17 protein-coding genes are annotated in these 19,673 nt (G+C 65.0%); 5 read left to right on the top strand and 12 right to left on the bottom strand.

Annotated elements, in window-relative coordinates; all coding sequences use genetic code 11:
- Positions 1-46: 46 nt before the first annotated feature.
- The 5 genes from OHB26_RS01900 to ctaD all read right to left on the bottom strand — a co-directional run bounded on the left by OHB26_RS01900 (position 47) and on the right by ctaD (position 5,632).
- Positions 47-796, bottom strand: a complete 750-nt coding sequence (locus OHB26_RS01900; RefSeq protein WP_330182506.1) for a peptidyl-tRNA hydrolase — start codon at positions 794-796, stop codon at positions 47-49.
- 77 nt (positions 797-873) lie between these two features.
- Positions 874-1,326, bottom strand: coding sequence for a protease inhibitor I42 family protein (locus OHB26_RS01905; protein ID WP_330182507.1), 453 nt, complete (start codon positions 1,324-1,326; stop codon positions 874-876).
- Positions 1,327-1,421: 95 nt separating this feature from the next.
- Positions 1,422-2,744, bottom strand: coding sequence for a phosphoserine phosphatase SerB (gene serB / locus OHB26_RS01910; RefSeq protein WP_330182508.1), 1,323 nt, complete (start codon positions 2,742-2,744; stop codon positions 1,422-1,424).
- A 108-nt stretch (positions 2,745-2,852) separates the two neighbouring features.
- On the bottom strand, positions 2,853-3,800 hold the full coding sequence (locus tag OHB26_RS01915; protein WP_330185462.1) for an NAD(P)H-dependent flavin oxidoreductase: 948 nt from the start codon (positions 3,798-3,800) through the stop codon (positions 2,853-2,855).
- Positions 3,801-3,892: 92 nt separating this feature from the next.
- A complete protein-coding gene (ctaD, locus tag OHB26_RS01920; protein WP_330182509.1) occupies positions 3,893-5,632 on the bottom strand; it encodes an aa3-type cytochrome oxidase subunit I in 1,740 nt (579 codons plus the stop codon).
- A gap of 187 nt (positions 5,633-5,819) precedes the next feature.
- On the opposite strand from ctaD, the gene OHB26_RS01925 reads away from it, so the two are divergent.
- Positions 5,820-6,926 carry an ABC transporter substrate-binding protein gene (locus OHB26_RS01925; protein ID WP_330182510.1) on the top strand — a complete coding sequence of 369 codons (1,107 nt, stop codon included), beginning with the start codon at positions 5,820-5,822 and terminating at the stop codon, positions 6,924-6,926.
- Between the two features lie 211 nt (positions 6,927-7,137).
- Here the strand turns inward: OHB26_RS01925 and nrdF are convergent, their stop codons facing one another.
- On the bottom strand, positions 7,138-8,109 hold the full coding sequence (nrdF, locus tag OHB26_RS01930; protein WP_330182511.1) for a class 1b ribonucleoside-diphosphate reductase subunit beta: 972 nt from the start codon (positions 8,107-8,109) through the stop codon (positions 7,138-7,140).
- A gap of 116 nt (positions 8,110-8,225) precedes the next feature.
- Positions 8,226-9,659: a magnesium transporter gene (gene mgtE, locus OHB26_RS01935; RefSeq protein ID WP_330182512.1), complete on the bottom strand. Its 1,434-nt coding sequence runs from the start codon at positions 9,657-9,659 to the stop codon at positions 8,226-8,228.
- 569 nt (positions 9,660-10,228) lie between these two features.
- Here mgtE and OHB26_RS01940 point away from each other — a divergent pair.
- Positions 10,229-10,882 (top strand): histidine phosphatase family protein, encoded by a 654-nt coding sequence (locus OHB26_RS01940; RefSeq protein ID WP_330182513.1) that lies wholly within the window; start codon positions 10,229-10,231, stop codon positions 10,880-10,882.
- Between the two features lie 167 nt (positions 10,883-11,049).
- Complete coding sequence (locus tag OHB26_RS01945) at positions 11,050-12,324, top strand: PucR family transcriptional regulator (RefSeq protein WP_330182514.1); 1,275 nt, start codon at positions 11,050-11,052, stop codon at positions 12,322-12,324.
- Between the two features lies 1 nt (position 12,325).
- Here the strand turns inward: OHB26_RS01945 and OHB26_RS01950 are convergent, their stop codons facing one another.
- Entirely contained in the window at positions 12,326-13,552 is a 1,227-nt protein-coding gene (locus OHB26_RS01950; RefSeq protein WP_330182515.1) for a lipase family protein, read from the bottom strand.
- Between the two features lie 301 nt (positions 13,553-13,853).
- On the opposite strand from OHB26_RS01950, the gene OHB26_RS01955 reads away from it, so the two are divergent.
- The gene (locus OHB26_RS01955; RefSeq protein WP_330182516.1) at positions 13,854-14,081 is read left to right on the top strand and encodes a hypothetical protein; all 228 of its coding nucleotides are present in this window, start codon (positions 13,854-13,856) and stop codon (positions 14,079-14,081) included.
- On the opposite strand, the gene OHB26_RS01960 is transcribed toward OHB26_RS01955, so the two are convergent.
- Positions 14,055-15,119 (bottom strand): alpha/beta hydrolase, encoded by a 1,065-nt coding sequence (locus OHB26_RS01960; RefSeq protein WP_330182517.1) that lies wholly within the window; start codon positions 15,117-15,119, stop codon positions 14,055-14,057. The genes OHB26_RS01955 and OHB26_RS01960 overlap by 27 nt on opposite strands.
- Positions 15,120-15,654: 535 nt before the next feature.
- On the opposite strand from OHB26_RS01960, the gene OHB26_RS01965 reads away from it, so the two are divergent.
- Positions 15,655-16,137 carry a hypothetical protein gene (locus OHB26_RS01965; protein WP_330182518.1) on the top strand — a complete coding sequence of 161 codons (483 nt, stop codon included), beginning with the start codon at positions 15,655-15,657 and terminating at the stop codon, positions 16,135-16,137.
- Between the two features lie 395 nt (positions 16,138-16,532).
- Here the strand turns inward: OHB26_RS01965 and nrdE are convergent, their stop codons facing one another.
- The 3 genes from nrdE to OHB26_RS01980 all read right to left on the bottom strand — a co-directional run bounded on the left by nrdE (position 16,533) and on the right by OHB26_RS01980 (position 19,453).
- The gene (gene nrdE, locus OHB26_RS01970; RefSeq protein WP_330185463.1) at positions 16,533-18,614 is read right to left on the bottom strand and encodes a class 1b ribonucleoside-diphosphate reductase subunit alpha; all 2,082 of its coding nucleotides are present in this window, start codon (positions 18,612-18,614) and stop codon (positions 16,533-16,535) included.
- Between the two features lie 56 nt (positions 18,615-18,670).
- On the bottom strand, positions 18,671-19,141 hold the full coding sequence (nrdI, locus tag OHB26_RS01975) for a class Ib ribonucleoside-diphosphate reductase assembly flavoprotein NrdI (RefSeq protein ID WP_330182519.1): 471 nt from the start codon (positions 19,139-19,141) through the stop codon (positions 18,671-18,673).
- A 72-nt stretch (positions 19,142-19,213) separates the two neighbouring features.
- Entirely contained in the window at positions 19,214-19,453 is a 240-nt protein-coding gene (locus tag OHB26_RS01980) for a redoxin NrdH (RefSeq protein ID WP_330182520.1), read from the bottom strand.
- Between the last annotated feature and the right edge of the window lie 220 nt (positions 19,454-19,673).

Below are 19,673 nucleotides of genomic sequence, written 5' to 3' on the forward strand. Positions count from 1 at the left end.
ACGTTCTGGACAAGCTCAGCCTGGACATCGCCCAGCATCCGCCGATTCAGTTATCCGGCACCGCGATCACCGTCATCGACCCCGGGGCCACCTCGGTGAATCCGGCGTCGCGGACCGCGGTCGCGCTCCCCTCGGCCACCCGGCGCTGTAGCTGAACCCAGTGCTCGGGACCGGCCTCGGCTACGTTGCATCGGAAACCGCGCGCGGCCCAGGCATATGCCTGCTGCACCGGCATGGCACCGGCCAGCAGCATGCTCGCATGCCCGACCTGCGCGGCGGCCTTGCCCACAGTCATACCCAATTCCGAATCGATCCATAGCGTGGGATACCCGGACGTGATCGAATTCGGTTCATCGGCCTCCAATTCGGTGCCGCCGATTTGCAGGCGCTTGATGCGCGGGTCGATTTCTCCGACCGCGCCGGGCACCAGGGCCCGGGCCTGCGCGCCCTCGCATTCGACGGTCACACCGTCCACCTCCTGGGCGGCGAGCCATTGCGCACCGCGAGCGCGCCTGGCCACCTTGCGGATTCGCGAACGCTTCCAGGTGAGGTAGCGCTCCTGCCACTCACCGTCCGGGCCGACCCGCTCGTCGAAGCAGAGCCGCACCACCGCGGACGCGGCCGCGGCCAGCAGTGCGCTCCGGCGCGGCGGATCGACCTTGGGGATGTGCAACACCATCTGCATGGCCTGCACCAGCGCCGGATCCGCCGGATCACCACCACCGCCGTAACCGAGTGCGAGTTCGGCATGCCGGGCCACGAACCCGGCATCAATCGTGGACTCGACACTGGACACCGGCACCACACTCCTGTTCAACACGACAACTCCGAGCCAGGTTAGCCACACTCCGAAAAGCCCTGGCCCGGCCCCGATTACGTAACGTTCAAGTTCAGCGTGAAGCGCTCGGTCGGATCGACGCCCTGCTCCCAGGGGCGCAGATACTCCAGGACCAACCGGGTCGCGCCGGTGGACTTCGCGGTGAACTTCCAGATGGAGACGCCACCGACACCGACCATGCCGTCCGGACTGGGGTCCTGCTCGTACTCCGTGCCGCCGTCCTGCCCGAGCATGTTCTGATCCAATTGCGCCAGCTGCCACATATATCCGGTGCTGGGGTTGGCGGCCAGGCGAACCGTCAGACCCTGGCCGACGGTAAGCGCGATATCGGTGCCGTTCTGATCCCGGCCCGCGACCACCGGTTCGGGCGCCTGATGGGCGGCGGAGGAGGTCGTGGTGGGCCGCACTTCATTCGGGTTGTCGTTATCGCCGCAGGCGGTCAAGGCCAGCCCGAGCATTACTACCGCCAGTGATGTGCGCACCCGCACGGACAGCTCCCATCGTCGTGGCCGAATTATTCGATCACGCTACCGACGGGAGGGCCGCCGATCGTGCAGGCGGCCCAACGCGTTTCCCGGTTTCCTCAGCGCGGCAGCGGTACCCGGCGCACGCCGCCGTCGCGGGCATCGGCGGCCTCGACCTCATCCCGGGTGACGCCGAGAATGAACAGCACAGCATCCAGGAAGGGGTGCGAGAGTGCGGCATCGGCCACCTCGCGCAGAGCGGGCTTGGCATTGAAGGCGATACCGAGCCCGGCGGCATTGAGCATGTCGATGTCATTCGCGCCGTCGCCGACCGCGACGGTCTGCTCCATGGCCACCCCGGACTCCGCGGCGAAACGGCGCAGCATGACGGCCTTGGCGGCGCGGTCCACGATCTCGCCGACCACGCGGCCGGTGAGCTTACCGTCGACGATCTCGAGCGTATTGGCCTGTACGAAATCCAATTCCAGCTCGTGCGCGAGCGGTTCGATCACCTGACGGAAACCGCCGGAGACCACACCGCAGCGGAAACCCATGCGGCGCAAGGTGCGAATAGTGGTGCGCGCGCCCGGGGTCAGTTCGATCTTATCGGCCACCTCGTCGATGACAGTGGCGTCCAAGCCCTCGAGGGTGGCCACGCGCTGGCGCAGCGATTCGGCGAAATCGATCTCACCGCGCATGGCGGCCTCGGTGACGGCGCGGACCTCGTCCTCGACACCGGCGTGCGCGGCCAGCATCTCGATGACCTCGCCCTGGATCAGGGTCGAGTCCACATCGAACACGATGAGCCGCTTGGAGCGCCGGGCCAGACCCGCGCGCTCGACGGCGATATCCACGCTCTCCTTGGCGGCCACCACGGCCAGCATGGTGCGCAGGGTGGTCTCCGCGTCACCCGCGTCAAGCCCGGAGGCGGAAGCCTGCGTAACCACGGAGGGCTCGCGGGTGACGCCGTTGGACACGGTGTCCGCGTCCGAGGAGGGCACGGTGACCATGAGCTCCAGACCGGTCACCGGGTAATCGGCGATTCCGCGAATGGAGTCGATATTGACGCGCTGCTCGGCGAGCTTGCGCGAAATGGCGCTGAAGGCGCGCGCGGTGACCGGGGAGCCCAGCACCACGACCGCGTGGGTGGACAGGCGAGCACCGGCGACGGAGTTCGCGCCGATCTCCACATCGACATTCATGCCGACGCTGGCCATGGCGTCCTCGAGCTGATCCTGCAGCGCCTCGGGATCACAGGGACAGGAGACCAGCACGCCCAGGGTGAGGCGGCCGCGGATCACGACCTGCTCGACATCGAGCAGACTGACGGCGTTATTGGAGAGCGCCGCGAGTAGCACCGATGTCACGCCCGGCTTGTCAGGTCCGGTAACAGTGACCAGAACCGTCGTCTCAGCGCTCCGCCTCCCCGCGCTTGTGCTCAATCGAAACTCCTATATCTCGCGAACAATCTCCCCGCCCCAGCGCGCGGCGGCGCACATCATTCTGTCAGGCGGGGGCCGTGATGGTCGCGCCGCCCGCCGTCATCGGCGTCACAGCAAGTTCGCCGCACCCGAGCAGAGGTCGTCGAGCACTTGGGCGACCGGGCGGACCTCGGTCACCGCGCCGACGCAGATACCGGCATCGATCGGGACGATGTCCGGATCGTGGGCGGCGCGGCCTGCGCGCAGGGCCGTACGAGCCTCCTCGGGGAGGTCCTCGATGCGATCGGACCAGCGGTCGGTGAAGGCATTGCGCAGCACCCGGGCGGGGAACCGGGCGGGCCACGGCAATTCCATGGCCACATCGAAGACCCTGGTGGCGAGGGTGTCCTCGGCGGTCGCGGCCAGCATTGCCCCGCGATCCCGATCCGAGAGCATCGACTCCGCGCAGGCGGCCAGGCACGTGCCCAGCCACACCCCGCTCGCCCCGGCCGCCAGGGCCACGGCGAGATCCTGGGCGGTCGCGATACCGCCCGCGGCGAGCACCGGAACCGGGACATCGGCCACGATCGACTCCAGCAAAGGCAGCGTCGGCACCTCCACCGCACCGTGGCCCCCGCCCTCCGAACCCCGCGCGACCAGCACATCGACTCCGGCGTCCTGCGCGCGATGTGCGTCGTCGAGGGTGAAAACCTGTGTCGCCGCGAGAATCCCGGCCTCGTGCAACTCGGGCACCCAGGACATATCCGTCCCGAAACTCACCGAGATCAGGGCGGGCCGCGCCGCGATGGCGGCGGGCAGCAGCCCCGGTTCGGCGCGAATCACCCAGTCCACCAAGCCGATTCCGAACGGCCCCGGCACCCCGTCCAGGTGTGGCAGCTCACGCTCGAGCGCGGCGACCGATCCGGCACTGCCCATACCGATCATTCCGAGCCCACCCGCACGCGTCACCGCCGCCGCGAGCCGACCGCCCGCGACCCCACCCATGGGCGCGTTGACCACCGGCAGCGACAACCCGAATGCTCGCGACCAGGCAGTGGACAGTTCGGGCTCCGGCATCGGATTCCTTTCGGTCACTCCATATTTCTACCGAAAACGACCGCGGCGGTCGTCCTGAGGACGACCGCCGCGGTGGGTACTGCGTTGTGAAACTACTTGGACACGCTGTCCGTCAGCTCGTGCACCTGGTGGGACTTGGTGCCCCAGCCGACATGGGCCTCGGCGCGCATGCGCTCGACCATGTGCGGGTAGTGCAGCTCGAACGCGGGGCGCTCGGAGCGGATACGCGGCAGCTCGTAGAAGTTGTGCCGCGGCGGCGGGCAGGAGGTGGCCCACTCCAGCGAATTGCCGTAGCCCCACGGATCATCGACCGTGACGACCTCGCCGTAGCGGTAGGACTTGAAGACGTTCCACACGAACGGCAGCATCGACGAACCCAGGATGAAGGCGCCGATCGTGGAGATGGTGTTCAGGGTGGTGAAGCCGTCGGTCGGCAGGTAGTCGGCGTAGCGACGCGGCATACCCTCGTTACCCAGCCAGTGCTGCACCAGGAACGTGGTGTGGAAGCCGACGAACGTCGCCCAGAAGTGCCACTTGCCCAGGCGCTCGTCCATCATGCGACCGGTCATCTTCGGGAACCAGAAGTAGATACCCGCGAAGGTCGCGAACACGATGGTGCCGAACAGCACGTAGTGGAAGTGCGCCACCACGAAGTAGGTATCGGAGACGTGGAAGTCGATCGGCGGGGCGGCCAGGATGACACCCGACAGACCACCGAAGAGGAAGGTCACCAGGAAGCCGATGGACCACAGCATGGGCGTTTCGAAGGTCAGCTGACCCCGCCACATGGTGCCGATCCAGTTGAAGAACTTCACACCGGTCGGAACCGCGATGAGGAAGGTCATGAACGAGAAGTACGGCAGCAGCACGGCGCCGGTGGCGTACATGTGGTGCGCCCACACGGCGATGGACAGCGCGGCGATACCGAGCGTCGCGTACACCAGGGTGGTGTAACCGAAGATCGGCTTCCGGCTGAAGACCGGGAAGATCTCCGAGACGATGCCGAAGAACGGCAGCGCGATGATGTACACCTCGGGGTGACCGAAGTACCAGAACAAGTGCTGGTAGAGCAGTGCGCCGCCATTGGCCGGGTCATAGATGTGCCCACCCAGGTGCCGGTCGTACGCCAGGCCGAACAGCGCCGCGGTCAGCAGCGGGAAGGCAAGCAGCACAAGCACACTGGTGACGGCGATATTCCAGGTGAAGATCGGCATGCGGAACATGGTCATACCGGGGCAGCGCAGGCAGACCACGGTGGTGAGCATGTTGACGCCACCGAGGATGGTGCCCAGACCGGAGACGGCCAGGCCCAGGATCCACAGGTCGGCGCCGACGCCCGGGGAGTGGACGATATCCGACAGCGGGGTGTAGGCGGTCCAGCCGAAGTCGGCCGCACCACCCGGGGTGATGAAACCGGCGGTCGCCATGGTGCCGCCGAACAGGTACAGCCAGTAGCTGAACGCGTTCAGACGCGGGAACGCCACGTCGGGCGCGCCGATCTGCAGCGGCAGGATGATGTTGGCGAAGCCGAACACGATCGCGGTCGCGTAGAACAGCAGCATGATGGTGCCGTGCATGGTGAACAGCTGGTTGAACTGTTCCGGCGACAGGAACTGCATGCCCGGTCGCGCGAGCTCGGCACGCATCAGCAGGGCCATCAGGCCGCCGACGAGGAAGAAGGACATGGCGGTCACCAAGTACATGACGCCGAGAACCTTCGGGTCCGTCGTGGTGACCATCTTGTAGATGAACGAACCCTTCGGACCCACTCGTTGCGGGTATGGCCGAGCCGCCTCCACTTGACGGACTGGCTGTGGCTCTACGGCAGTCACAAATCCTCCTGAACAGGTGCCTTCTTGTCGTTCGCACGCGGTGGTTCCGGCGTCCGGTTCGGCGCATGACGAACGACGGGGGCCTAGCGCTTCAAGGATCGTAAACCGTGCTCCCACAGGGCTCGCGGGCTGGTCCTACTCTGTGTCGTAATTGGGCCTCGCGGTCGCCGGATGTACGCTGCCAGCCATGCCGGTGCGCGAGTCCGCTTCCACCCGAATCACGTTCGCCTCCACCACCGCCCCCGTGCGCCGTTTGCGCACCTGGGGCGCTGTTCTGGCCGCTGCCGCGGTGCTACCGGCGGGTCTACTCGCGGGGTGTAGCAAGGGCACGGACGATGCCATGAGCTCGATCGTCCGCACCACCACCAATATCGCCGGGGCCGGTGTGGTGGGTCTGGAGCGCGATACCCGGACCGCGTGCCCGCTGCCCAGTGCGCCGGACGCGAGCTCGGGGACGATCACCGTCACCCATGCCGCGGGAACCAGTGAGGTGCCCGCCGATCCCAAACGCGTTGTGGTGCTGTCCACCGCCGCACTGGACGCGGTCTGCGCGCTGGGGCTGTGGGAGCGGGTGGTCGGTGCGGCAACGGTTTCCGGACCCACCGCGCAACCCGCCTACCTGGGCACGGGCATCTCCGAGGTGCCGGGCGTCGGTATGGTCGGCAGTCCGGATCCGGCGAAGGTGGCGGAGCTGAAACCGGATCTGATTCTCGGGGCCGCGAGTGACCGCGCGATGTACGACGCGCTGAAGGGGATCGCCCCGACCGTGCTGACCGGTTCGGATAACGGCTGGCAGGCCGAGTTCACCGGTTACGGCGCGGCGCTGGATCGCAAGACCGCCGCCGCCAAGGCCCTGGACGATTACCGCACCGCGGCCCGCGATACCGGAAAATCCGTGGCCGCCAGCCTGTCTCAGGCGTCGGTGCTGCGCTTCGATCCCAAGGCGGTCCAGGTGCAGGGCAACAACAGCTTCGCGGGGCTCGTACTCGCCGATGCCGGGGTGCAGCGGCCGCAGTCCCAGCGCGGTGACTCCTTCGATATCGCGAGCCTGGGCGCCGAGGCCGATCGCGACAAGGTCGAGGGCGACATCATCTATCTGATGTTCGACGGCAAGGACGGTCAGAAGTACGCCGAATCGGTGATGCACGGCGATGACTGGAAGTCGCTCAGCGCGGTCAGCGATCGCCGGGAATTCGTTGTGGAGGACAGCATCTGGCATGGATCGGGCGTCACCGCCGCCCGCGCCCTCCTGGACGATCTGCGCAAGTCCCTCAATGCCTATGTGACGGATTGAGTTTCGGCGCAACCACAACATACGAGAGCCCGGCATCCTGGATAGGATCGCCGGGCTTCGCTCTTAAATATGGTACGCGACAACTGATTTCGCGAGTTCGGGGTAACTCCCGGGGTACGCCCGAAATCGGTGCCGCACCAGAACGCCACCCCGCGTCGTCAACGTAATACGGCTCTCAGCCGGGCGCCGAAGTCGCGGAGAGGCGGGACGGCTAGAACTCCCAGTCTTCGTCTTCGGTATTGACGGCCTTGCCGATGACGTAGCTAGAACCCGAGCCGGAGAAGAAGTCGTGATTCTCATCGGCGTTGGGTGACAGGGCCGACAGGATCGCCGGGTTCACATCGCACTCGTCCTTGGGGAACAGGCCCTCGTAGCCGAGGTTCATCAGCGCCTTGTTGGCGTTGTAGCGCAGGAACTTCTTGACGTCCTCGGTGAGACCGACCTCGTCGTACAGATCCTGGGTGTACTCGACCTCGTTCTCGTACAGCTCGAACAGCAGCTCGAAGGTGTACGACTTGAGCTCATCGCGCTCGGCCTGCGAGACCAGCTCCAGACCCTTCTGGAACTTGTAGCCGATGTAGTAGCCGTGCACGGCCTCATCGCGAATGATCAGGCGGATCATGTCGGCGGTATTGGTGAGCTTGGCCCGCGAGGACCAGTGCATCGGCAGATAGAAGCCGGAGTAGAACAGGAAGGACTCCAGCAGGGTGGAGGCCACCTTGCGCTTGAGCGGATTCTCGCCGTTGTAGTACTCGAGCACGATCTCGGCCTTGCGCTGCAGGTTCCGATTCTCCTCGGACCAGCGGAAGGCTTCGTCGATCTCCTTGGAGGAGCACAACGTGGAGAAGATCTGGCTGTAGCTCTTGGCGTGCACCGACTCCATGAACGCGATATTGGTGTACACCGCTTCTTCGTGCGGGGTCAGCGCATCCGGAATCAGGCTGACCGCGCCGACCGTGCCCTGGATGGTGTCCAGCAGAGTGAGACCGGTGAAGACCCGCATGGTCAGCTGCTTTTCGCTGGGAGTCAGCGTGGCCCACGACGGAATGTCATTGGAAACGGGTACCTTCTCAGGCAACCAGAAGTTGCCGGTGAGCCGATCCCAGACCTCCGCGTCCTTGTCATCGATTACGCGGTTCCAGTTGATCGCCGATACCCGATCAATCACCTTAGTTACACGCATGGTCGTGTGGTCCACGGTCATCCTCTCAGCTCACCCATCCTCGTGGCTTGAACACTACTACTGGGGGAAGGTCCCATCGCGCAGCACAAGACCTTGTGTCTTCAACCGTCTGCTGATCAGATGCCGAGAACCAATTTCGCTGTCATGAAATAGATCACGAGTCCGGTCGCGTCGACCAGCGTCGTCACCATTGGGGCCGAGATCACCGCGGGATCGATGCGCAGCTTCTTGGCCAGCAGCGGCATGGTGCCGCCGATGGTGGCCGCCCAACCGCAGATGATGATCAGCGTAATACCAACCACCAGACCGATCTTCGCGCCCACGAAGAATCCGGCGATGATCATACCGGCCACCGCGAGCATGCAGCCGAGCACCAAACCCACTCGGCATTCTCGCCAGATGACCTTGAACAGATCCGAGACTCGCACCTCGCCCACGGCCAGCGCGCGCACGCAGGTTGTCGCCGCCTGCGCACCCGCGTTGCCACCCGCGCCGATGAGCAGCGGAATGAACAGCGCCAGATGGGCGGCCTGCTCGAGGGTGCCCTCGAACAGATCGGTCACGGTGACCGTGAGCGTTGCCGCGACCAGCAGCAGCATCAGCCACAGGGCGCGGTAGCGGGCCAACTGGAAGACCCCGGCGGCCATATAGTGACCGGCCCACGGCGTGGTACCGGCCTGGCGCGCCACATCCTCGGAGTCGGCGGCCTCGATGACCTCGATGGCGTCATCGATGGTCAGCAGACCGACCAAGCGGTTCTCGCTGTCCACCACCGGCAGGTTGATCAGGTTCGCGCCCTGCATGAGCCGGGCCGCCTTCTCCGCCGAATCGGTGGCACGGGCGAAAACCGGTTCGGAGACAACGAGATCCGCGATCATGGAGTCCGGCGAACTGAGTACGAGCTCGCGCAGTTCGACCACACCGATGAGGCGGCGGCCCGCGTCCACCACGGGCAGGGTGTAGACGGTTTCGGCGTTCGCGCCCTTGGCGCGCACCGTCTGCAGGGCGGCCGAGACCGGTAGATTACGCGGCAGCGCGACAACTTCCGGCGTCATATAGAAGCCGACCGAACCCTCCGGATAGCCCAGCAGCAGCGCCGTCATACGACGCTCCTCCTGACTCAGACCCGCCAGCACCTTCTTGGCGACCTTGGCCGGGGCCTCGCGCAGCATACGGGCGCGATCGTCGGGATCCATCTCCTCGACCAGATCGCGGAAGCTCTGATCACGCAGACCGGTCAGGATCTGCTGCTGATCGACGGGCTCGAGCTCCTCGAACACATCCAGGGCGCGATCCTTGTCCAGCAGACGGAAAGCCATACCCGCCTCGACGGCGTCCATCCGCGCGAGTTCATCGGCGATGACATGCGGCGGATGATTGTCCAGCCACTCCAGGGTCGCGGCCAGATGATGGCAGTCGACGATATCGCGCAGCGAACCACCCTGTGCGCGAACAGAATCGCGATCGGTGGCGAGTGCGGCATCGCCCGCGGCGGGCAGCGTGAGAACAGTGGGCAGCGTCGGAACGACGGGCAGATCGGTCTGCGTCATGGCGGAACACCTCAGCCGAGTGGCGAGTCAGGGGTGAACGGATGGAAACACCAGGTCACACCGCGAGGCACCGACCCCGTCGCCGCAGCGAACTACCGGCAGTACGAGGGGGTGGCGCCGCGCGGCCTTCGACTAGGGGGCTCGCTACGCATGCGACCCACCTCCTCGAAGCCGTCGTGCACCGATAAATTCACCCGCGGCTCGCGGGCTCTACCTGCCGCAGCGAGGAATTTCCCCCGCCTACGACACAAAAGCGTCCCCGTGCAGGATACAGGCAGGGGGCCGGACCCGCCCGGGCGGTGTAGCAACACACCGTACTCAACGCAGCGGTGGAACGCCCTCGACCCCGTCTGCTATTCCGTGCGAGAGACGGGGGACCGGAAACGAACCGGATAATTCTCCGATCACTTCGAGTTAATCGGGTTCCGGACGCGTTGGGCGCCCTTCCGAGTTGGCCTGACTCTCCGGCTCCGTGCGTGGTTCGGCATCGAGGATGATCAGCAACTCAGTCGTGAAGTGAACCGCCGGGACACCCGTCGGCATATACCGACAGCTCGTACGCTACGACCGTGGCACTGGAATCACTGACCATGATCCGGCACGGGGAGAGCGCGACCAATGCGGCTTCGGCACGGGCGGAACTCGACGGCTCGGAGTTATTCGGCAGCGGGACAAGGGATCCCGATGTGCCGCTGACCGATCTGGGGCGAGCACAGGCCGCGGCGGTCGGTACCTGGCTGGCCGGGCAACCGGAGCGGGCGTGGACGGTGTGGTGTTCGCCGTACTCGCGGGCGCGCGAAACCGCCGCAATCGCATTGGGGGCGGTGGGGTCGCCTCGGGTGCGGATCGATGAGCGGTTGCGGGATCGGGAGATCGGGAATCTGCACGGGCTCACGGACTTGGGGTGGCGGCGGCGGTACCCGGAGGAGTTCGCGCTGCGGGAGAGGTTGGGGCGGTTCTACTATCGGCCACCGGGGGGTGAGTCGTGGGTCGATGTGGCGTTGCGGTTGCGCGCGCTGCTGGACGAATTGGACGGGCACGTGCTGGCGTTCGCGCATGACATTGTCGTGGTGATGACGCGGTATGTGCTGGAGGGGCTGGATGAGGCGGCCATTCTGGAGATCGAACGGGGGAAGATTCGCAATGGGTCGATCAGTCGCTGGGAACGCTCGGATACGGGGCTGATACCCGCCGGGTACAACGAGACGGCGCATCTGGGCTAGCGCATCGGTGTGCGGGTGCCACGGACACAATTTGTGAGATGTCACCGAATCTCGGGGGCACGATTGCGTCGGATCACAGCTAGTGGCCAACTTTCCCCTCTCCGGCCCATCGTGCGTTAGCGTTTCGTTACCGGAGGGCCTGCCCCCGGTGGGTGGAAGGAGCGCCGATGGCCGTCGATATTCCGGCCCGCGCCGGATTGATCATCTCCGGCACCCCGATGTCCTCACCACTACAGGACATCGGACCGCTGGCCCGACATATGGTCGGACACTTCGTGGAGACCGTGGCACCGTGCGGAACATTGCCGGGCGACGCCATTCACGGCGATGTCACCGCCATCACCCGCATGTGCCTGGAATTGGCCGTGGGCATGCTGGATGGAAAGGATCTGCCGGAGAAGACCAAACGACTCGAGGAGGCCGCCGCGCAATGGGCGCGCGAGGGCATCCCCATCGACACCATCCACCACGCCATCCACGAGGGATTCAAGATCGGATCCGATCTGGTGATGGCCAATGCCATGTCCCGGCATCTGCGACAGGACAGTCCGGACGGGGCCGCCGAACTGGTGATCGCGGCCGCGGATATGGACAACATCGTGGGCGGCGCCGCCATGGTGGTGGAGCTGCTGGACCGGATGACCTGCGCGGTCTCGCTGGCATACGTGCGCGAGCTGCGATCGGTGGTGAGCGAACATCACACCGCGGTGCACACCCTCACCTCCGCACTGCTCGGTGGACACAGCACCTCCACCATGGCGCGTGAATGCGGTATCGAGATCGCCGAATCGTATTACGTTCTCGCGGTGTCGATTCCGGAGCATCCGGAGGAGCACTCCCCCATGGTGGAGGGTGCGGTGGTGGCCCGGCGCAAACTACGCCGACTACAGGCCGAACTCGCCACCGGATACACCGCCAAGGTGCTGTCACTGCTGAGCGTGGACGGCGGGACCATCCTGGTCCCGGGCAACGCGCTCGCCGACGATCAACTCGACGAACTGATCGAACGGCTGTCCCGGGCGGCGCGGGTGCCGATCGCCGCGACCATGATCTACGCTCCGGCACAGGGGATTCCGGATGCGGCCGATCAGGCGCATGAACTCTTGGACATCGTGCACCGACTGCGTCTGACCCGCGGACTCTTCCGCTTCGACGAACTCGCGCTCGAGTATCAGCTCACCCGGCCGGGACCGGGACGCGATCACCTCGGCTCACTGCTCGATCCCCTGGACCTGCATCCCGAATTGCTCGAGACGCTGCGCACGCACATCAGCAACAACCTGAATCGGCAGCGCACGGCACGAATCCTGCACGTACACACCAATACCGTGGACTACCGGCTCAAGCGGATCGGACAGTTGACGGGCTTCGATCCGACGCAGGCCGCAGGTCTGTGGTACCTGCGGTCCGCATTGGTCGCCCGCACCTATCAGGCGGGCTGAACTACCCGCAATTGCTCACCACCGGTGCGCCATTGAGCCGCGCGTCCAGCCAGGACAGCGCGGCCGGCAGGCCGAGCACCGCCGCGGTCAGATGATCGGGCACCGGCTCCTGCTCCGACCACACCGGCACACCGGCCGCGCAGTAGCGGTGCATGGTGTCCACCACCGCATCGATCGGTATGAGCCCGTCTATCGGCGAATGCCATTCGAACACAGGAATATTCGGCACACCCCGGTACATCTGCAGACTGTTCTCCTCCAGCACCGCGCGGGCCTGCGGATCCTGCGTCATCACGGTGGTCTTGGCGACATCCATCGCGCCCACACCGGCGCCGGCGGCGAGAATATCGTTGGTGCAGCTGTTGGCGAGCTTGTCGCGAATGGCCAGGCCGCGGTCATTGAGTTGCGAGCTGAGCGGGAAGCGGTCCGGGTACTCACGCTCCAACCCCAGACCCGCCGCCATGGCCAGGCCGAAGGCCGGATGGCTGCCCAAACCCATCCCCTCCAGCATCGATACCAGGTTCATCGGCACTCCACCCATGGCCGCGCCCGCCAGATGCAGTTCGGGGGCGTAGGTCGGCGCCAGGGCCGCCGCCCACGCGGTCGCCATACCACCGCCGGAGTAGCCGGCCATGGCGACGGGACTGTGCTGCACCTTCAACTCGGATACGCGCTGGGCCGCGCGAATACCGTCGAGGGTGATCTGACCGCCGAGTTTGGCTGCGCCATAGGCGAAGTGGGGGCCGAGGTGATCGGGGAGCGCCAGACTCCAGCCGCGTTTCAGGACCACATTCCAGGCGGGGGCCTCGCGCACCATCAGATTCGGGTCGTCGGTGTAGAGCACACGCGAGACCGCGCACTGCGCGCCCAGACCGTTGATGATCTGCTGCAGTGACAGCAGCGGCGCGTCGGCGCGCCGATTGCGCGGTGACAGCACCGTGGTGGTGGCCGCGATCGGCTGACCGGTCGAGTTGGTGGACCGGAACTCCACCAGGGTGATGTCGGTATCCGGAAACGCGGCCAGCGCGGGCATGGGCCGCACGGCCAGCACGTCACCGGGTTGATGATCGCCCACATCTGCGGGGGCGGCGTAGAACGGGTCCGGGTCCGCGATCGGGTAGACGGGTCCGGCGGCGGATACCGCCGGGGCGACGGCCAATGCGGCCGCCGTCAATACCGTTGCGCGCAGGCGTATTCGATGCGCGCGGGTGTGTAGTCGAATCCTCATCCGGTGTCTTCCTCTCTCCGGCTGTACCCCAGGATCTCCCGGGCAGCGTAGAGCGGAATCGGGCCGAAAAGCGAGTGCCGGGAAAACCTTCCGACAGGTCACAAAGCCACTCGAAACCTATTGTGAGCACCGGGCATTCCAGTTCCGACATATGACAAGCGGAGTCGTGGCGCACTTGTGAACCTTCCAAGTGCTCGATCGAAGCGTTCTCCCATACAACAGGTTCCACTTACGGTCGGTAGCAGGAACCATCGGATGGGAAGTACCGCAGATGACCAGTACCGAGAGCACATTCAGCCCCGTGAGCAAGCCGGTCTACGACAGCTCCGGCGAGGCGCTCACCCACCGGGTCACCGTCTACCTCGGCGGGCCCGACGACGGCGCCGAACTCGCCATGGAATACGCCGCCACCTGGGCCGAAGCCACCCGATTCACGGCCGCCGCGGTTCGGGCCGGACTCATTGTCACCGTGGACGGTCGCATTCGCGCGGGGCTGCGGCGACTACCTCGGAACGGACTGCGGCACTAGCGCGGTCGCCAGGGTCTGCCAGGCCGGTGCGAGTTGGGCGGTGAAATCCGCCCAACCGTGGATACCGGTGTCCTCGTAGCTGACGGTGGCGGGAATGCCCAAGTCGCTCAGGTGTTTCGCGAACTGCTCGGTGCACAGGCGAGCACCCGCCTCCAGGGCGATACCGCCGCCCGCCTCGCGCAGCGCGGTCACCGGATCGGCGGCCCGGGCCACCTGCGTCAGATCCGGCACATTCGGGATACCGGAGGCGGCCGAGAGGTGAATCACCGTACCGCGCAACGCTTCCGCACCCAGCGTGCTGTCGTGTGTGCGCCAATCCCGGGTACCCGGCGGACCCCACAGATTGACCACATTCCCACCGCGCGAGGCCACGGTGAGCGTGGTGACCGCCGCGCCGGTGTCGTCGACCGTGGAGTAGCAGCCACTCATACCCGCGACCGCCTTGTAGAAGCCCGGATGCCGATGCGCCAGCATCATCGCGCCCTGCGCGCCCATGGAGACGCCCGCGACGGCGCGACGGCCGTTCGAATTCAGATAGGGCTCGATAGCACCGGGCAACTCCGAGGTCAGGAAGGTTTCCCAGCGATTCCAGCCCAGTACGGCATCGGGGCGTTGCCAATCGCTGTACATACTGCCGGTGCCACCGGACGGCAGCACCACGTCGACCGGTTTGTCGGCGAAGAACTCGGCGGCATTGCCCTTGTTGAGCCAATCCGAAACCTGTTCGGCGTCAACGCCATCCAGTAGATAGAGGGTGGGGCGCGGACCCGCGCCGGTGCCGTGCAACACATCCACCGCGACCGGGCGGCCCATGGCCGCGGAGTCGACATAGACACGGTCCCAGCGCGGACCGATCGGCTCCACCCGAATCACGCTGGACTGCAGCGCAATCGGTGCCGGTGCCGGTGCCGGGGTCCGGTCGTCCGCGACGCCCGGCAGCCCGACCGCCAGGGTCAGCGCGACGGCCACCCCGGCCCCCATGCGCCGCAGCGCCACGCCCGTACAGCTCTTGCGCATTCCGATCGATCCTTCCGGCATCGCGGCTCTCCTCACTGCCCCCGCATGCCCGAAAGCTGATCGCGGAAACCCGCCGAGCGGCTGCGAGGTGTGCCACTCGACGGGTGGATATCCGGCGAACGCGGCACGCGCCGCGCCGGTACTCCGATTGGATTTGCGCAGTTGGTCCTTTTCACGGGGGCAGGAAAGGACCCGACTCACCTCCAAAACTCTTGTCCCGATGTGGTTTTCGATCACGGAACCGGCCGCGCAGCACCTTATGTCCGATGCCGTGACCGAGGCGAGCGTATCCACCGCGAGAGCCCGAGCGCATCGGTGCGAGCCAGGTTCTGGAGACCTCACAATGCGATCGAATCCACACCGGTGCGAGCCACAGTGCATTCCATGCCATCCCGTCGTCACCGTGGGCGACGGCGCGAAGGCAGTCGCCCACCAGGCTTTTCGCCCAGCCGATCATCAAGCTCACAGACTTCTGAAAAAATTCAGAAGTCAGCTGTATGATCGATGCGCACGGGCCGGCAGCGGGCCGACGCCCGAGAACCAACAGGGGTGCACCGTGGTTACCGAAGTGCAGTGGAGCGAGCTACAGCGTGATCCCAAGCAGGTCGCACAACTAGCCGACCAGGGAACCGTGCGAGTTCGGCGGCGCGATGGCGCACCCTTGCTGCTGATTCGCGAGGACAGCGCGAATGCCCAGTCCGAGGGTTCGATCACCGCCGCCCGCGCGCTGCGGAATGTACTTTCGCATCTGCCGCATGAGATCGCGGTCAGCGCTCTGCTGGACGAATTCCCGTGGGTCGATGTGATGCCTCCGCGTGCGCAGGCCGAATTCGTCAGGGACTTCGCCAGGGCATTCCAGGCATCGGCGGAGCTTGGTGAGTGGTCCGTACTCGCACAGACCATAGTCGAATGGCGCAGCACCGCAGCCATTCTCGCGGATCCCGCGCTCACCGAAGAACTCACCCGACCTCTGGACGGCGACTTCGGTCCGGTGCCAGAACCCGTGGGGGAAGGTGCCGATGGCTGCGAAGAGAGGTGACCGCGTCGCGCCACCGGGCCGCCCTGGCGCTTGGGAAGCCCGTTTCGCGACCTCGGAGGCCGCCAGGGGGTGGGAGGATCTGTGTCGGAGCGCCCGATCGAATACCTGGGAAGCGTGGATAGTGCTGACCGAGCGCCCCATAGCTCCCGAGAACCCGCACCGACAGCACAGACTCAACAGTGTGCTCGCCCACCGAGTCTTGGGCGGGAATACGCTCGAACAATGGCAGTACGAGGTCACCTCGGGGGGCGGATCTGGTATTGCCCAGATCCCGACAAACGAATCGTCTGGATCGTTCGCGCCAGTAGCGGTCATCCGAAACAGACCGAGTAGATGGTTGAAAAGCGAAGGGCGCTCGCGGTTTTCACCGGGAGCGCCCTTCGTGGTTCAACGGGTCAGAGCATGCAGCTTACGCAGCCCTCGACTTCGGTTCCCTCCAAGGCCATTTGGCGGATGCGGATGTAGTAGAGGGTTTTGATGCCCTTGCGCCAGGCGTAGATCTGGGCGCGGTTGACATCGCGGGTGGTGGCGCTGTCCTTGAAGAACAGCGTCAGCGACAGGCCCTGGTCCACATGCTGGGTGGCGGCGGCGTAGGTGTCGATGACCTTCTCGTAGCCGATGTCGTAGGCATCCTGGAAGTAGTCGAGATTGTCGTTGGTCAGGTAGGGGGCCGGGTAGTAGACGCGGCCGATCTTGCCTTCCTTACGGATCTCGATCTTCGAGGCGATCGGGTGAATCGAGCTGGTGGAGTGGTTGATGTAGGAGATGGAACCGGTCGGGGGGACGGCCTGCAGGTTCTGGTTGTAGATACCGTGCTCCATGACCGACGCCTTCAGCTCGCGCCAATCCTCCTGGGTGGGGATGTGCACGCCCGCCTCGGCGAAGATCTCGCGCACCCGCTGGGTCGCGGGCTCCCACGCCTGCTCGGTGTACTTGTCGAAGTACTCACCGCTGGCGTACTTGGACTCGGCGAAACCGCCGAACGCCCGGCCGCGCTCCTTGGCGATCAGATTCGAGGCCCGGACCGCGTGGTAGGCGATCGTATAGAAGTAGATGTTGGTGAAATCGACGCCCTCTTCGGAGCCGTAGTGCACGCGCTCACGAGCCAGGTAACCGTGCAGGTTCATCTGGCCCAGGCCGATGGCGTGCGACTCGTTGTTGCCCTGCTCGATCGAGGGCACCGAGGTGATATGCGTCTGATCCGACACCGCGGTGAGCGCGCGAATCGAGGTCTCCACCGTCTTGGCCAGATCCGGCGAATCCATCGTCTTGGCGATGTTCAGCGAACCCAGGTTGCACGAAATGTCCTTGCCCACCTTGGAGTAGGACAGATCGTCGTTGTACAGCGACGGCGTGGAGACCTGCAGGATCTCCGAGCACAGGTTCGAATGGGTGATCTTGCCCTTGATCGGGTTCGCCCGGTTCACGGTGTCCTCGTACATGATGTACGGATAGCCCGACTCGAACTGCAGCTCGGCGATGGTCTGGAAGAACTCGCGAGCCTTGATCTTGGACTTGCGAATTCGCTTGTCGTCGACCATCTCGTAGTACTTCTCGGTGATATTGATATCGGCGAACGGCACGCCGTAGATGCGCTCCACGTCGTACGGCGAGAACAGGTACATGTCCTCGTTCTTCTTCGCCAGCTCGAACGTGATGTCCGGGATGACCACGCCCAGGGACAGCGTCTTGATGCGGATCTTCTCATCCGCGTTCTCGCGCTTGGTGTCCAGGAAGCGGTAGATATCCGGGTGATGCGCCTGCAGGTAGACCGCGCCCGCACCCTGGCGCGCACCCAGCTGGTTCGCGTAGGAGAACGAGTCCTCCAGCAACTTCATGATCGGAATGACACCCGAGGACTGGTTCTCGATCTTCTTGATCGGCGCACCGGTCTCACGAATATTGCTGAGCAGCAGGGCGACACCGCCGCCGCGCTTGGACAGCTGCAGCGCGGAGTTGATGGAGCGCCCGATGGACTCCATATTGTCCTCGATGCGCAGCAGGAAGCAGGAGACCGGCTCACCGCGCTGCTTCTTGCCCGAGTTCAGGAAGGTCGGGGTGGCGGGCTGGAAACGCCCGTCCATGATCTCCTCGACCAGCTCCTGCGCCAGGGTCTCGTTACCGGCGGCCAGAGTCAGCGCCACCATGCAGACACGATCCTCGAAGCGCTCCAGATAGCGCTGACCGTCGAAGGTCTTGAGGGTGTACGAGGTGTAGTACTTGAACGCGCCGAGGAAGGTCGGGAAACGGAACTTCTTGCCGTACGCCTGCTTGAACAGCTTCTTGGTGAAGTCGAAGCTGTACTGGTCGAGAACCTCTGTCTCGTAATAGTTTTCCTTGACGAGGTAGTCGAGCTTCTCCCGCAGGTTGTGGAAGAAGACGGTGTTCTGGTTGACGTGCTGGAGGAAGTACTGGTGCGCCGCCTCGCGGTCCTTGTCGAACTGGATCTCGCCGTTGGGGCCGTACAGGTTCAACATCGCGTTCAACGCGTGGTAGTCCAGTCCCGCGGTGGACTCACCGCTCACGGTGCGTTCTACGCGGGCTGTCTTTCCGACCGGTGCGGTTGTCGTTGCCAAAACGATTCCAATCCCTCTCGGACGCGCTCGACGTCCTCAGCAGTTCCCATGAGTTCGAAGCGATACAGGTACGGCACTCCGGTTTTGCGCGAAATCACTTCGCCCGCAAAGCAGTACGTATCGCCGAAGTTCGTATTGCCCGCTGCGATGACGCCACGCAGCAGGGCGCGGTTATGCGGATCGTTGAGGAATTTGGCCACCTGACGGGGGACGAACTCCTTGTCGGATCGCTCACCGCCCAGCACATGCCGACCGCCACCGTAGGTGGGGACGATCAGCACATAGGGTTCGTCGACGCGCAGTGAGTCGGCGGTGTGAAGCGGAATGCGAACGGCGGGAATTCCCAGCCGTTCCACGAAGCGGTGCGTGTTCTCCGATGCGCTGGAGAAGTAGACCAGATTCGCTGTCCGCGTGGACAACTCGGTCATATCGACTCCTCTCGTCCGAAGCCCGCGGGAGCTGCCGATCAATCGGCGATCCGGGCCCGCCGGCCGTGGCCGTTAGGCGACGGCGACGGACTCGGCGAGCGCCTTGATGCGATCCGGACGGAAGCCGGACCAGTGATCGTCACCGGCGACGACGACGGGAGCCTGGAGGTAACCCAGCGCCATCACGTAGTCGCGGGCCTCCGGATTCTCGGAGATATCGATGACGTCGTACGCGACGCCGGCCTTGTCGAGGGCACGGTACGTGGCGTTGCACTGCACACAAGCGGGCTTGGTGTAAACGGTGATGGTCATTGGTATCTCCCCTTCTCCTTGCCTTAGATCCGATGCAGTGCACGGCTGAAAACAAGAACCATGTAGTAAGTGCGCAAACCCCTGGACGCGGGACCGAAATCCCTGGTCGCGTGGCTCCCTTCGAGGGTCTCGCCACACGCCCTTCCAGCTCCCAAGACACTACACCTAGTGGCCGACAGATTCATCCAACACGACATGTTGCGAACCACAAAGATGAAAT

Origin of the sequence: Nocardia sp. NBC_01503 (assembly GCF_036327755.1) — a bacterium.
Classification (GTDB): Bacteria; Actinomycetota; Actinomycetes; order Mycobacteriales; family Mycobacteriaceae; genus Nocardia.